The following is a 13,605-nucleotide window of genomic DNA, read 5'->3' as shown; positions in this document are numbered from 1 at the left end:
AGGACACGGACCGCGACCGCGGTGCCCGGACCGGAGCGTGCAGCCCGGCCCGGGCACCGGCACCGTTGAACTATGGGGAGGACCTTTCGTGTACCCCGACCACACCGCACCGACGGACACGCCGCCATCATCGTCACGAGGCGGCCGGCGGTTGCGGAACATCGCGGTCACCCTGGCCCTGGGTGCGGCGATGTTCGCCGCCGGCGCGGTCATGCTGACACCCGACGAGACCACCGTTTCCCGCCCGGCGGGCCAGGGGCAACCAGCGGGTCCGCCACGCGGGTCAATCGAAGCGCTCCAGGCTCGGGTGGCCCGGCTGCCGAGGGACCCGGGCGGTTGGGCCGCCCTGGGAATGGCCTATGTCCAGCAGGCGCGCACCACCGCCGACCCGGCCACCTACGCCCGGGCCGAGAAGGCGCTGGGGACTTCACTCACCGTACAGAGCACGGACAACACGGACGCGGAGGTCGCCATGGGCGCCCTGTCCGCGGCCCGTCACGACTTCCCCACCGCGCTGCGCTGGGCCCGCAGGGCCACCACCAGCGGCCCCTACAGCTCCTCCGCCTACGGAGTCCTCGCCGACGCCTACACCCAGCTGGGCCGCTACGACGAAGCCGACGAGGCCGTACAGAAGATGACGGACCTGCGCCCGGACGCCTCCTCCCTCGCCCGTGCCTCCTACGCCTTCGAGCTGAAGGGGGACAACGACCGGGCCCGTGCCCTCATGCGGCGATCCCTGGCGGCGGCGGCCACCCCGGCCGACACGGCGTTCGCCCACAACGTCCTGGCAACTCTGGACCTCCAGGACGCCAACCCCCGGGCAGCACTGGCCAGGACGCAGACTGCGCTCAGGGCAGCCCCGGCGGATTCGGCGCTCCTGGAGACCCGGGCCCGCGCCCAACTGGCACTGGGCGACACCACCAGGGCCGTCGCCGACTACCGGGCGGCCATCGCGATCGCCCCCCTGCCGCACTACCTGTTGGGCCTGGGCGAACTTGAGCAGTCCCTGGGCCACCGCGACCGGGCTGAAGACCAGTACGCCCTCCTGCGCGCCCAGGACCGCATCCGGGAAGCCGCCGGCGATCCGGCGGACACGGACGCGATCCTCTTCGAAGCCGATCACGGCAACCCGCGACGCGCCGTCACGATGGCCGAAAAAACCCTGCGCACCCGCCCCTTCGTCGCCGTCCACGACGCCTACGCCTGGGCCCTGCACCGAACCGGCCGGGACGCCGAAGCGCTCGTCCAGGCCGAGGAAGCCCTCGCCCTGGGCACCCGCAGCACTCTCTTTCAGTACCACCGCGCCGTCGTCCACCACGCGTTGGGTGATCCAGAAGCTGCCCGCCGCGACCTGACCGAAGTGCTACGTGAGCCAGGCTTCCAGCCCCTGCAGGCCGACGCCGCCCGTGCCCTGCTCCAGCGAATCGACACCACACCATGAACCACAACACCCTGCGTCGAGCCCTCACCACCCTGGCCGCCGCCACCCTGGCCGCCGTCGCGAGCGTGGCGTCAGCCTCTGCGGCTACCGCCCACCCCCTGGGCAACTTCAGCGTCAATTACCACACGGGCCTCCTCCTTCGGCCCGACCGGATCGACGCCCGGGTCGTGGTCGATCGCGCAGAGATCTCAACCCTCCAGGAACGCCCCGTCATCGACACCGACCACGATGACAGCGTCAGCGACAGCGAGTCGCGCGCCTACGCCGCGCGAGCCTGTTCCGGCCTGAGCGGGCAGCTCCACCTGAGCGTGGCCGGTACTCGAGCGGACTGGAAACCGTCATCGGCCACCCTGGTGTACGAGAACGGCGAAGCCGGCCTGAAGACCAGCCGCCTCACCTGCGGTCTGACCGCCCCGGCCGATCTCACCGAGCGCGTCGGCATCCGAGCGGAAACGGACTACGACACCGCGCGCATTGGCTGGCGCGAGATGACCGCCACCGGGCGGGGCGTCAGGATCACCCATAGCGATGTGCCTGCCACCTCCGCCACCCGCGAGCTGCGCCAGTACCCGCAGGATCCCCTCGCCTCCCCGATCCACCAGCGCACAGCGGCACTGCGCAGCGAGCCCGGGCAGGGTACGGCCGCCGCGCCGACGGTGGTGGACTTCCCCGGTGCGGGCGTCATCGGCGGGGTGCTCACGAAGGTCACCGGGGTCTTCGACTCGCTCGTCGGGGCCCGCGAGATCACCCTGCCCGTGGGACTGCTGGCTCTGTTCCTGGCCCTCGTCCTCGGGGCGTCCCACGCGGCGATGCCCGGACACGGCAAGACCATCATGGCCGCGTACCTCGCGGGCCGCCGCGGCACCAAGCAGGACGCCCTCACCGTCGGTGCCACCGTCACCCTCACGCACACCGCCGGCGTCCTCGTCCTGGGACTCGCCCTTCCAATCTCCACCCATCTGGCCGGTGAAACCGTCCTGATGTGGCTCAGCGCCGCCAGCGGGCTTCTCGTCATCGGCATCGGCTTCTGGCTCCTCGTAGGCGCCGTCAGGGGCAGGCCACAACACAACCACCATCACCACGGACCGAACCACAGCCACAGCCACAGCGACGTCGGCCACCGTCATGACCACACTCACACGCACGGACCCGAACGTCCGCATCGTCACCGGCCTGCCGCACTGGTCCCCGTGCCCGACAGCGCGCCGGCCGGGGAACTGCAGGTGAACCCCACGGTCGCGACCCTCGCCCCGCCGGACCACGAGCACCACCCGTCAGGCACGCCAACGGTTCCTCGAACTGCCCGGCGTGCGAGCAGGTCCGGCCTCATCGGCATGGGCATCGCCGGCGGTCTCGTCCCCAGCCCCTCCGCCCTCGTCGTCCTCCTCGGTGCCGTCGCCCTGGGGCGTACTGCCTTCGGCATCCTCCTCGTCATCGGCTATGGACTCGGCATGGCCGCGACCCTCACCCTCGCCGGACTTCTCCTCGTCCGCCTGCGCGAACGGATCGAGAATCATGGCCGGGCCCGGACTCTCCGTCACAACCCCCTGCTCAGGAAGCTGGCGCGGACCGGCCCCGTCATCACCTCGCTCCTCGTCATCACCGTGGGCCTCGGCCTGACCCTGCGGGCGGCGACGGGAAACGGATAGCTCCGGCGGGGGTCCGAGCAGTGGGGTGATGCCACGCCCCGAGGAGACGGTCGGGCTCCTGGACGTCCACATCGACTGGAGGAGTTCGTCCAGGCGCAACCGCAGCGAGGCCGAGAGCCGTCCTCCCCGCTCGTACGTGGATGTCAGTGTCCGGGAATCGGCGGCGGCATGAGGCAGACGGGCCCCGGGTACGGATAGGGGTCCGCTCACCCTGAGCGGAGGCGGCGGGGTGGGCGTGAACTCTGGACGGGGAGTTCTGGCACTGATGGGCTCGGGCGAGACGAGCCCGACCATGGTCACGTTGCACCGGGAGCTCGTCGCCCACCTGGGCAGTGACGCCGATGGGGTGATCCTGGAGGCACCTTACGGATTCCAGGTCAACCGCGCCGACATCTCCATCCGTGCCCAGGAGTACTTCCGACGCTCAGTGGGTTTCACGACGGTGGTCGCTCCGGACACGCTCGCCGATAGGCCTTCGAGCGGCACGTCGGGCGATGGCGACGCGGACAGGATGCGTGACCGGGTGCGAAGGGCGGACTGGGTGTTCTCCGGACCCGGCAGCCCGTCGTACGCGCTGGGGCGCTGGCGCACCCTGCGTCTCGGCGAGATTCTGCGCGAGCGGGTGGGGCGTGGGTACGGCGTGACGGTGATGGCCTCCGCGGCTGCGTGCACGGTGGGGTTCGCGGCGCTGCCCGTCTACGAGGTGTACAAGGCCGGGCATCCTCCCGCGTGGCTCACCGGGCTGGATCTGCTGGGGGCGCTCGGCCTGCCGGTCGCGGTGATCCCGCACTACGACAATACCGAGGGCGGCACGCACGACACCCGCTTCTGCTACCTGGGCGAATCCCGCCTCGCTGCCCTGGAGCACGAACTGCCGGTCGAGAGCGCCGTCCTCGGGATCGATGAGCATACGGCGGTCATCGTCGATCTCGACACGTCGTTGGTACGTGTGTGGGGGCGGGGGGCCATGACGATCCGGAGGCGGGGAGTCAGTGTCCCGGTGCCCGGCGGTAGCACGCTGTCCCTGGAGCAGTTGCGTGGCCTGGTGGGAGGCAGGGAGTCCGGAGCGGTATCTCCACGGTGTCGCCCTGCTGCCGACGGGCACAGCACCACAACGGCAGCCACGGGCGGCGCGGCCACACTCCAGGAGGCCGTCGCGGCAGCCGAGTTACGTTTCGACACTGCCCAGCAGGCGCGGGACGCCGCGACCATGGCAGAGGTGGCGGTGGAGCTGGAGTCGGTGATCGCGGAGTGGAGCGCCGACATGGAGGAGGACCAGGGCGGGGAGTGGGCCCGCACGGTCCTGCACGGCATGATCCGCCGTCTCGCACGGGCCGCGGGGCGCGGTCTGAGCGAGCCGGAGCACACCCTCGGCCGGATCCTGGTTCCCCTGCTCGCCTTTCGCACGAAGCTGCGTGCGGATGGCGCCTACGACTTGGCGGACGAGGTGCGCGAGGCCATGGCAGCCGGCGGCGTCCGGCTGCGCGACACTGCGGAGAGCAGCGAATGGCGGTGGGAGGAGGAGACCGATGGCCTGGAGGCGGACTCCCGCCCGCAGACGTAGAAACCACCTGGCACCCTTGCTGGATGATTTGCACACTTGCATATCTTTTGCAATAAGATCGGCCGTGGGAACCACCCCTCCGGGCCCCGCCGACGTTGGAGTCGCGCACGATGCCGCTCGCCCCGCACGAAGTACCGGACCCGTCGCCGCCCGTCGCCGTCGAAGCGCTGCTGCTGCGGCACGATCCGACCGAGGGATTCGCCTATCGCCGGCTGATCACGGCGCTGGGCAGGAGTGCTGGCCCCGACCGGACCGCAAGGCGCCTCGCACGCCTGGGCGAACATGACGAACTGCATATGGCGCACTCGACCAGCTGGCGTGCCACCCGCGACGGCGGCATCGTTCTGACCTACCTCGTCCATCCGGACCCCGACCCGGACCGGCCCGCTATCCCGCTCCCCGAGCCGCACGTGATCGCCCGCTCCCCCCGGCCGGGCCATCCGGCCCCACCGGACCTGGAGATCGGCCACGTCGTGGCGCACGCCGTGAGGCATCTCGCGTTCCTCGAAGGCGCCGATCCCGCCGTCGCCGCACATCTCGCCACCTGGCCCGACATCGTGCACGCCCTGCGTTCCCTGCCCGTTGCGACTGCCGGAGAGGTCCACTACGCCTGCAGCTCGCACCACTCCGCGATTCCGGCCGGCCACAGCGCGCCTTGACGGGTGCGCGGCCCCGTTCGGCTCAGCCGTCATTGCGGGCGCACCGTACGCATGGTGACCTGATGGAGGCCCAGCGTCACATCATGGAACTTCTATCGCGCGATCATCGCCGATCAGGGCGAGCTCCTGCGAGCCAGTGTGGCGCTCGGCGCGCACCTCGCAGCCGCCCGCCCCGCTCTCACCCCGCGGAGGCAGGAGGCCCTCACCGGAAACGGATGGCCCATGCATTCCTCCCGCATGCCCCGACGAAGGTCCGCCTCACGCCGGGCCGAACGCACCCTCGCCGCATCCGGCGCCCTCGCCCTGGCGACCGCAGCCGCCGTCACCGGCCTGGCACCCGCCTCCAGCTCGGCATCGAGCCACCGCGAGGCGCCGATGACCGCAGGTGACCCCCGGGCCGACAACACCGACGTCTACGCCTTCACCAGCCCGGACAAGCCCGACACCGTCACCCTGGTGGCGAACTGGATCCCCTTCCAGGAACCCAACGGCGGGCCCAACTTCTACCCGTTCGCCAGCGATGCCCGCTACAACATCAAGATCGACGCGGACGGTAACGGCAAACCAGACACCACCTACACGTGGGTGTTCACCGACCACATCCGCGACAACGCCGACCAGTTCCTCTACAACACGGGCGCCGTGAAGTCGCTCAAAGACGAGACCCTCAACTTCCGCCAGACCTACAGCCTCACGGTCACCGACAGCGACGGCAGGCCCAAGACGCTCCTCAAGGACGCGCCCGCAGCGCCCTCCAACGTCGGCAAGGCGTCAATGCCCGACTACGCCTCGCTGCGCAAGCAGGCCGTGCTTCCACTGCCGGACGGCGGGCAGACGTACGCGGGCCAGGCATCCGACCCCTTCTTCCTCGACCTGCGGATCTTCGACCTCCTCTACGGCGGCGACCTGAAGGAAACCGGGCACAACACGCTCGCCGGCTACAACGTCAACACCGTCGCCATCCAGGTGCCGAAGAAGGCCGTAGCTCTCAAGGGCGACGCCACGCGCAACCCCGTGATCGGTGTGTGGTCCACGACCGACCGCCGAGGGGCAACCCTCGCCAGCGCAGGCAGCGAGGGCGCCGGGGATGCCAAGGCGGCGGACGCGCAGGGCGCACGCGAAAAGGGTGCTGAAGAGGGCTGGCGTCAGGTCTCGCGCCTGGGCAACCCGCTCGTCAACGAAGTGGTCGTGCCGCTGAAGTACAAGGACGCCTTCAACGCGCTGAGCCCTGAGAAGGACGCCACGGTCACACCCGTCGTCGACAAGGTGAAGGACCCGATCGTTCCCAAGCTCATCCAGAACATCTACGGGGTTCCCGCCCCCGCCGCGCCCCGCAACGACCTGGTCGAGATCTTCCTCACCGGGATCTGCAAGGAATGCGGCCCCATCAAGGCCGACCTCAACTCGCAACGGCTCAACGCGGACGTCGCCAAGGCCGGGGTGGTCCCGGCCGAAGAGCTGCGACTGAACATGTCGGTCCCGCCGGCCGCCAAGCCCAACCGCCTCGGCGTCCTCGGCCAGGACCTGGCCGGCTTCCCCAACGGCCGCCGCCTCAACGACGATGTCGTCGACATCGCACTCCAGGCCCTCGAAGGCGCCGCGCAGACCGGCAAGATCGTGCCCGCCCTGGCTGCAGGTGACGCCGTCGACACCCCCTACCGCTCGCCGGGAGACTCCTTCCCGTACGTGGCGCTCCCCAACACCGCGGCCGTCAACCAGGCCGACTCCCTCCACCCCGACGGCGGCGTCGGCGCGGGCCTCGGCGGCCTCGTCTCCGGCGACGGATTCCCCATCGTGCCCGTCACAGCCGTCGCCGGCGGCGCACTGCTGGCCTGCGCCGGAGCAATGGCCCTGCGCCGACGGCGCACCGGCCAGGCATGAGCAGCCCGCTCTTCTCCGGTCGTCCGCCCCGCTCATGGCGGGGCGGACGACCACGCCACAGCCTCGGTGCACAGCTCCCACTCCACCGTCGAAAGGCCAAGGTGGCTGCCGGTGCGGTGGCCGTCACCCTGGGCGTAGCCCTGACCTGTAGCGGAGTGTCCGAACTGTTGACAGAACCCGCTCGGACGCCCGGACCCCTCGCCATAGGCGCGGTGCCGGTGCACACCGGGCCCACAGAGGCCGTTGCGTCCGCCGAACGCGGGCACGCGGCGCCGCCGATACGGATCCGCATACCCGCCATCGGCCTCGACCAGCCCCTGATCGGCCTGGGGGTCCAGCAGGACGGCCACCTCGGTGTCCCCCCAGACCCCTCACAGATCGGCTGGTGGAGCGACGGTCCGCGGCCGGGCGGCCCGGGCGCGACCGTGGTCGTCGGCCATGTCGACTCCACCACCGGCCCCGGCGCCTTTCACGGCCTTTCCACGCTCCGCCCGGGCGACGAAGTCATCCTGGCCCGCGATGACAGGACCAGCGTCACCTTCATCGTCCAGGCGCTGCGTCAGTACGAGAAGGACACCCTTCCCGACAGCCAGGTCTACGCGACCACCGGGCCGCCTGCCCTGCGCCTTATCACCTGTTCAGGAACCTATGACCGCGCACGCGGCGAGTACCGCGACAACCTCGTCGTCTACGCCGCCCCCGCTCCCGAAGCGTGAACCAGCAGCGAGAGCGGGGTGACGTGGCATGAACCGCCCGAATCGAAGAAATTCTCAGGTCAGCGAGATACGGAAGCACGCCTCGCGCCAACCGAGGCCCTTGGACAAACCAATTATCCGCCCCTGGTAGCCGCGTGGTAGGTGGCGAGTAGGCGGAGCTGCCACACACGTCGCGCCGCTCCTGTCGATTCAGCCAGTTGCCGTGCATCGTTCCCTTCAGGGACCAAACGCCGGATGATCCCTGGCTGGCCGCGCTCCTGGTGGAGGCTGCCGCCAGGAACTTGCCTGTCAGGGGTGCCGTGGTGAGTGGTCCACGCGTTTCACGTCGTAGTAGTCGGCCACACAGGCCGTCGACCAGCTTCGCTTCCCGTTGCCGAACGGTTCCGTCATTTTGGCGATCGGTGTCGGTGTGTAGGGGACGGTCTTCGCTCCGTGCGCGACCCGGGCACGGATCCATTGGTCCTGCCGTTCCCAGTTGTGCGCCCGCACCTGCATCTGGTCCCCGAGGTGGACGAGCGGGGGTACGAGGCCGATACATGTGCCGGCACACACCACCGCGGCGCCCCAGCACATGACGCCGACGCGCCGCTGGAGTCCCTGGAGTGCCTGCCCGAGGAGTATGCCGAGGGCGGTCAGCAGCACGATGTACAGGAAGAGGAAGTCGTTCCACAGCCGGGTGGAGGCCACCACACCGGCGCGGAAGACGGGGTATGCGGCGAGCGTGGCGAGGTAGCCGCTGACAAGGAACGTGACGGCGCCTGCGCATACCAGCAGGACCGGACGGTGCGGTGAGTTCGGCGGGGTCCCGCCGGGGCCGCGTATGACCAGGCCGAGCAGGACGCCGGCGGCGAGCGCACCGAGGTACTGCCACGCGGAGAACGTGTCGATCATGATGTGCGTGAAGCCGCGGGCGGCCCCGGCCAGTGAATCCGGGGCGATCAGCGAGGTGCCCTCCGCGGCACTGAACCGGCCCCGCCGGTGCCGCGAGCCCGGAGACGTCACCAGGATCACGGCGCCGGCCACTGTTCCGGCCAGGCCGACCGCGCACCACACTTGCAGCCGACGGCGCTGATGCCCGCCCGGCATCCGGAAGGTCAGCACGAGTGCGGCGAGCAGCACCACCATCACGACGACCGTGGTCTGCTCCGAGAGCGTTCCGATACAGAGAGCGATGAGCAGGCTGATGGTCAGCGCGACGGCCCGGCCCCCGCGCGACCGGGCGGCAAGGAGCGGGATGACGGCCGCGCAGGCGAGGACCGGGGGCAGGGTGTGCGAGACGGATGCCGCGGGCCAGTAGAACGTCTTGTACGTGTTGGGCGACCCCAGCAGGAACACCACTGTCACCATGGACGCCACAAGAAGAGGCATCCCGCGCGGGACCGTCGACGCGGCCCGGCGCAGCGCCAGCGTGGTCACGGCCCACAGAACCCCCAGTACGAACACGGCACTGAGCGGGGCGAACCACTGGTGCCCCGCGACGCCGAACCTGCCGTAGAGCCAGACCAGCGCACCGTTCATGATCCGTCCGTTGTCATGGACGTAGAACTTGCCGACCATCCCGGAGAGTCCGTGATCACGGATGACCGGGAGGAAACACCAGTCATCGCCGCTCAGCCGCACCCACCGTGCGAACCAGGAGGCCAGCGCGATCAGGCCCAACGGGAACAGACACAGGACGTACGTCCACGGCACGGTCCGGAACCCCCGGGAGCCGGGGCCGTTCCTGTACGTCGGCTGCTCTGCTTCTGCCACTGCGGAATCCGTCCTCGATCGGCCACCGGCGAACCGAAATCCCCTGGCGCCGCCCACTTTTCCTTCGTGTCCGCAGTACCTCAATGGTTCGGCGACCAGGGTTCCGCACACGCGATGTCTGTGTTCAAGGCAACGCGAACGGCCGATTCCGGTGCGCTTTTCGAGATCACGTGGGTGACGGCCCGGCCCGGTGGTTGGTGGGGACGAGGGGTGTTGTGGAGCATCGACCGCATGGTCGGGTGCCGCCGCGGAGGCGTCCGGGCGAGCGAGGAACCGGAGGGCCAGGATGGGTGTGGCACATGCGGATGGGAAGAAGAAAGCGGTCAGGACCCGTGCGGCGCTCCTGCGCTGGAGTGCGCCGTGCCTGGCGATGGGTCTGCTTCTCCTGCCGTTGCTCGACCGGCCTGCCGGTGTGGCCGCCGGACACGCTCCCGCGCTCCTCGACGGGCCGGGTGCCCGCAGCGGTTCCCGTGTCTGTGCGCGCACGATGGTGGGCGTGGCGCACGAGGACGACGATCTGCTGTTCATCAATCCGGACATCCAGCAGGCCATCGGGCCGCGATGCGCGTTCAGCACGGTCTATCTGACTGCTGGGGACGCCGGCCGGGCATACGCCGGTGGCGACCACGTACAGAGCAGGGAAGAGGGTGTTCGAGCGGCGTACGCGGAAATGGCGGGCCTCCCGGACCGCTGGACGCGGGACGACCTCCACTTGGGCGCCCGCACCATCGCGTCCTTCACCTTGAACGGCAAGACCGGTGTACGGCTCTCCTTCCTCAGGCTTCCCGACGGAAATCCGGACGGCCGCGGGTACCCGGGGTACTCCCACCAGAGCCTCCTGAAACTCTTCCGCGGCGAGATCCGGACGATTCGGCCGGTGGACAGGACGCAGAGTTATACGGAGCGGCAACTCGTCGATTCACTCACCGCTCTCGCCCGGCGGGACGGAATCAAGCGCGTCCTCACTCTCGATTACGACAACACCGCCTTCGGACACACGTATACGCCGGGCGCCGATCACAGCGACCACGCAGTGGCCGGCAGGTACTTCCGGCGCGCCGCGTTCGGCCTTCCGGAAGGCGTCCAGGCCGAGGTGAAGGGGTATCTCGGATACGGAATGTCCCGTCTCCCCGAAAACCTGGACCCGGTCCGGACCCGGCAGAAGAACGCGATCTTCCAGTCCTATCGCACCGGTGAGGGGTGCGAGTCCAGAGCATGCCCGCCCGGCCACTACATGAGCGGGAAGTACCAGGAGTGGGTGCGCAGGGAGTACGCCCTGAAGCCCCGGGCGGCGCAGCCGGGAGAGATCGTGTCGGCGATGGGCCTGGCGATTCCAGCGGGGCGGTACGAGCGCTGTCTCGGTGCGGCGGGTGGCCCGAGAAGGCCGGGCGCGGCCGTGGAAGCGAGCACCTTCGACTGCGACGGCAGTGCCAGCCAGTCCTGGCGTATCCACGGCGGAACGATCAGGTCGGGGACCAGTCGGCACTGCCTCACTGCCGACTCGCAGCGGGTCACCCTTTCGCCGTGCGACGGCCGTCCTCAGCAGGAATGGCGCCTGGACAAGCAGGGGCGGATCGAATCCGGTGGCCACTGCCTGTTCCAGGGCGACCTGGCGGCCCGGAACCCGCGTCTGGCCCTGGGACCGTGCACCCCTCTGCGACCGGAACTGCGCTGGTACGGGGCTGACGCGCTGCCAGGCGCGTAGCTGGGGTTCCTTCCGGAGCTGACGCCTCGACGGATGCTTGCGTCAGGGGTGCAAGCCAGGTGTCGGGGGCGATGAATGCGGAGTCGAGGACGTTGGACAGAAGGCGCCCACGCCCTCGAACGCGCAGCCGGGTAAAGGGCTCGCGGCGGCCTCTGGGGCCTGGATCGTCTTCGAGTTGCGCCGTGATTCGTGTGAAGGTGAGAGACCTTCACCGCTGCCTGTCGTAGCAGGGAGGTGGAGCTGAGGGCAGCCTGACCCGAATGATAACGGGGAGGGCGGGAGCGGCCCTGACAACGCCCGGACGTGTCAGTACTGCCAGATGGTTCGGTTGCGGCGAGCGGGATGGAGAGGAGTACGCGAGGAACCGGCGCTTCACGTCTCTTAACGACTGCACCGGCTCGAACCTGGCAGATCTGGGCCGGAAGCGGTGCGCACTCGCCGTCTGGTGGAGGTGGGGAAAACTTCTTGTCCGGTATTTCTAAGCCGGTCGGGAGGCCACGAGGAAGGGCTACAGCGTCCTCGTGGCGATGCCGCAGGAACACATTCGGGCTCCTACTCCAACGAGCGAATCACAGTGAACACGGGAACCACACGGTCTCAACTCCCCATTCGTGCACGGCCAGTGCCCGGTTGAGGATAGGCGCACCGACTGCCGAACGGTCCGGGTGCGGTGGTGACGCGCTGCCTGATGGTGCTGCCGACGACAGGCCCGCCAGGACGACCGCCGCGAAGGGATGACCCCGGTGCCGATGGCGCGACAGGGCCAGGGCGGGACCGGGCCGGTGCGCCTGCGACCAGCTGTGCAGCACAGCGTCGCCGGGCAGCCGCCCGTGCGGCGCGTGGAGCACCGCCACGGCGAGCAGGGCGAAGGCTGTCTCCGCGGCCAGGGCCGCCCCGCCGCGGAGGCGGGCGGCTCTGCGGCGGGTCACGCCGCGGCCAGCAGGGGGCGCAGCGGGCTGTCCTTCAGCCGGGCTGCGAGCGTGTTCTGCTTGCGCCGCACGGCCCAGGTGGCGGGGAGGGCGACGAGGGCGCCGACGGCGAGCCCGACGAGGACGTCGTGCGGGTAGTGCACGCCCACCCAGATCCGGGAGGCGGCCATCAGGAGCGCCGCCGCGATGGCGATGAGGCCCAGTCGGCGTGAGACGAGGAGCAGCGCGAAGGCTGCCGCGGAGGCGAGGGCGGCGTGGTTGCTGGGGAAGGACCAGTCACCGGCCGCCGGGCACGCTTCGAGGGTGACCACGCCCAGTTGCTGGCAGGGCCGGTCCTCGCGGACGGCGAGTTTCAGCAGGGAGTCGACGCCGAAGGCGAGGACGGTGACCAGGGGGACGGCGAGGGCGGTGACGGCCGCCGGGGTGCCCGCGCGGCGGGCCTTCCACCACGCGACGAGCGTGAGCAGTGCGAAGATGCCCAGCCCGTAGGCCGACCAGCCGGTGATCAGGCTGTTGACCCAGGCGGGGGACCGGTGGGCAAGGCCGACGATGTCGAGGTAGACGGGGCCGTCGATGGCCGAGCCGTCGTACGGGGGAGTCATCAAGCAGATCCGTTCTGGTCCTTGCCGGTCCGCCGGGAGCGGAGCAGTTCGATCGCCAAAGGCAGCAGGGACACCGCGACGATCAGGGCGACGATCGGCAGCAGGTACCGGTCGACATTGGGGAGGGAGGAGCCGAGCGCGTAGCCGGCCAGCACCAGACCGGCTGTCCAGACCAGGCCGCCGGCCACCTGCCACAAGGTGAAGACGCGTGCCGGAATGTTCAGCGCCCCGGCGAGCGGGTTCAGGACCGTGCGGACCACCGGGACGAAGCGGGCCAGCACGATGGCCTTGGCGTGCCCGTACCGCTCCAGCAGCTCCTTTGCGCGCTCGGCGCCCTCGTGCAGGCGCTTGGACCTGCTCCGGGACAGGACCGCTCCGCCGGCCCGGCGCCCGATGAGGTATCCGGCCTGGGCGCCTGCCAGCGCGCCGGCCGCCGAAGCCGCGAGGACCCAGGGCAGGGACAGCGTCGCGGCCTTGTCAGCGGTGCCCGCGCACAGCAGGCCCGCGGTGAAGAGGAGGGAGTCACCGGGCAGGAAGAAGCCGACCAGCAGCCCCGTCTCGGCGAACATCACCACCGCGATGCCCAGGACACCGAACGTCGCCAGCAGCGACTGGGCATCGAGCAGGTTGACCGCAAGCGACGAAGCGGCGAGGACGGGTGGGGCCATGAGCGGGTGGCCTCTCACTGAATGCGGGCAGGGGACATC

Annotated in this window: 12 protein-coding genes; 8 read left to right on the top strand and 4 right to left on the bottom strand. The window is 70.0% G+C overall.

Annotated features, from left to right (window positions below):
* Nucleotides 1–88: 88 nt before the first annotated feature.
* The 7 genes from OG251_RS39600 (at nt 89) to OG251_RS39570 (ending at nt 7,910) form a co-directional block, all read left to right on the top strand.
* Nucleotides 89–1,441, top strand: a complete 1,353-nt coding sequence (locus OG251_RS39600; RefSeq protein ID WP_326682105.1) for a tetratricopeptide repeat protein — start codon at nt 89–91, stop codon at nt 1,439–1,441.
* Nucleotides 1,438–3,090 carry a nickel/cobalt transporter gene (locus OG251_RS39595; protein ID WP_326682104.1) on the top strand — a complete coding sequence of 551 codons (1,653 nt, stop codon included), beginning with the start codon at nt 1,438–1,440 and terminating at the stop codon, nt 3,088–3,090. Before OG251_RS39600 ends, OG251_RS39595 begins: the two co-directional genes overlap by 4 nt.
* 28 nt (nt 3,091–3,118) lie before the next feature.
* Nucleotides 3,119–3,262 carry a hypothetical protein gene (locus OG251_RS39590; RefSeq protein ID WP_326682103.1) on the top strand — a complete coding sequence of 48 codons (144 nt, stop codon included), beginning with the start codon at nt 3,119–3,121 and terminating at the stop codon, nt 3,260–3,262.
* A 63-nt stretch (nt 3,263–3,325) separates the two neighbouring features.
* Nucleotides 3,326–4,654, top strand: coding sequence for a hypothetical protein (locus OG251_RS39585; protein WP_326682102.1), 1,329 nt, complete (start codon nt 3,326–3,328; stop codon nt 4,652–4,654).
* 110 nt (nt 4,655–4,764) lie between these two features.
* Nucleotides 4,765–5,313: a hypothetical protein gene (locus OG251_RS39580; RefSeq protein ID WP_326682101.1), complete on the top strand. Its 549-nt coding sequence runs from the start codon at nt 4,765–4,767 to the stop codon at nt 5,311–5,313.
* A 237-nt stretch (nt 5,314–5,550) separates the two neighbouring features.
* Nucleotides 5,551–7,194 (top strand): DUF4331 domain-containing protein, encoded by a 1,644-nt coding sequence (locus OG251_RS39575; RefSeq protein ID WP_442818455.1) that lies wholly within the window; start codon nt 5,551–5,553, stop codon nt 7,192–7,194.
* 167 nt (nt 7,195–7,361) lie between these two features.
* Nucleotides 7,362–7,910, top strand: coding sequence for a class F sortase (locus OG251_RS39570; protein WP_326682099.1), 549 nt, complete (start codon nt 7,362–7,364; stop codon nt 7,908–7,910).
* A 288-nt stretch (nt 7,911–8,198) separates the two neighbouring features.
* On the opposite strand, the gene OG251_RS39565 is transcribed toward OG251_RS39570, so the two are convergent.
* Complete coding sequence (locus OG251_RS39565; protein ID WP_326682098.1) at nt 8,199–9,662, bottom strand: DUF6056 family protein; 1,464 nt, start codon at nt 9,660–9,662, stop codon at nt 8,199–8,201.
* A gap of 292 nt (nt 9,663–9,954) precedes the next feature.
* Here OG251_RS39565 and OG251_RS39560 point away from each other — a divergent pair, with 292 nt between their 5' ends.
* Nucleotides 9,955–11,367 (top strand): ricin-type beta-trefoil lectin domain protein, encoded by a 1,413-nt coding sequence (locus OG251_RS39560; protein WP_326682097.1) that lies wholly within the window; start codon nt 9,955–9,957, stop codon nt 11,365–11,367.
* A 569-nt stretch (nt 11,368–11,936) separates the two neighbouring features.
* Here the strand turns inward: OG251_RS39560 and OG251_RS39555 are convergent.
* Genes OG251_RS39555 through OG251_RS39545 form a run of 3 tightly spaced genes read right to left on the bottom strand, consistent with a single transcriptional unit; the run spans nt 11,937 to nt 13,566 of the window.
* Entirely contained in the window at nt 11,937–12,296 is a 360-nt protein-coding gene (locus OG251_RS39555) for a hypothetical protein (protein WP_326682096.1), read from the bottom strand.
* The gene (locus OG251_RS39550; protein ID WP_326682095.1) at nt 12,293–12,898 is read right to left on the bottom strand and encodes a phosphatase PAP2 family protein; all 606 of its coding nucleotides are present in this window, start codon (nt 12,896–12,898) and stop codon (nt 12,293–12,295) included. Before OG251_RS39550 ends, OG251_RS39555 begins: the two co-directional genes overlap by 4 nt.
* Nucleotides 12,898–13,566: a DedA family protein gene (locus OG251_RS39545; protein WP_326682094.1), complete on the bottom strand. Its 669-nt coding sequence runs from the start codon at nt 13,564–13,566 to the stop codon at nt 12,898–12,900. Before OG251_RS39545 ends, OG251_RS39550 begins: the two co-directional genes overlap by 1 nt.
* Nucleotides 13,567–13,605 lie beyond the last annotated feature (39 nt).

The sequence above is a fragment of the Streptomyces sp. NBC_01237 genome, from assembly GCF_035917275.1.
Taxonomy (GTDB): Bacteria; Actinomycetota; Actinomycetes; order Streptomycetales; family Streptomycetaceae; genus Streptomyces.
Note: the sequence above shows the minus strand (reverse complement) of the source record. Positions and strands in the feature narration are given on the sequence as shown.

What these genes read in the sequence shown, in the direction of transcription:
- OG251_RS39595 (WP_326682104.1), top strand. Translation starts at nt 1,438, where the DNA reads ATGAACCACAACACCCTGCGTCGAGCCCTCACCACCCTGGCCGCCGCC.
- OG251_RS39590 (WP_326682103.1), top strand. Translation starts at nt 3,119, where the DNA reads ATGCCACGCCCCGAGGAGACGGTCGGGCTCCTGGACGTCCACATCGAC.
- OG251_RS39580 (WP_326682101.1), top strand. Translation starts at nt 4,765, where the DNA reads ATGCCGCTCGCCCCGCACGAAGTACCGGACCCGTCGCCGCCCGTCGCC.
- OG251_RS39575 (WP_442818455.1), top strand. Translation starts at nt 5,551, where the DNA reads ATGCCCCGACGAAGGTCCGCCTCACGCCGGGCCGAACGCACCCTCGCC.
- OG251_RS39550 (WP_326682095.1), bottom strand. Translation starts at nt 12,898, where the DNA reads ATGACTCCCCCGTACGACGGCTCGGCCATCGACGGCCCCGTCTACCTC.
- OG251_RS39545 (WP_326682094.1), bottom strand. Translation starts at nt 13,566, where the DNA reads ATGGCCCCACCCGTCCTCGCCGCTTCGTCGCTTGCGGTCAACCTGCTC.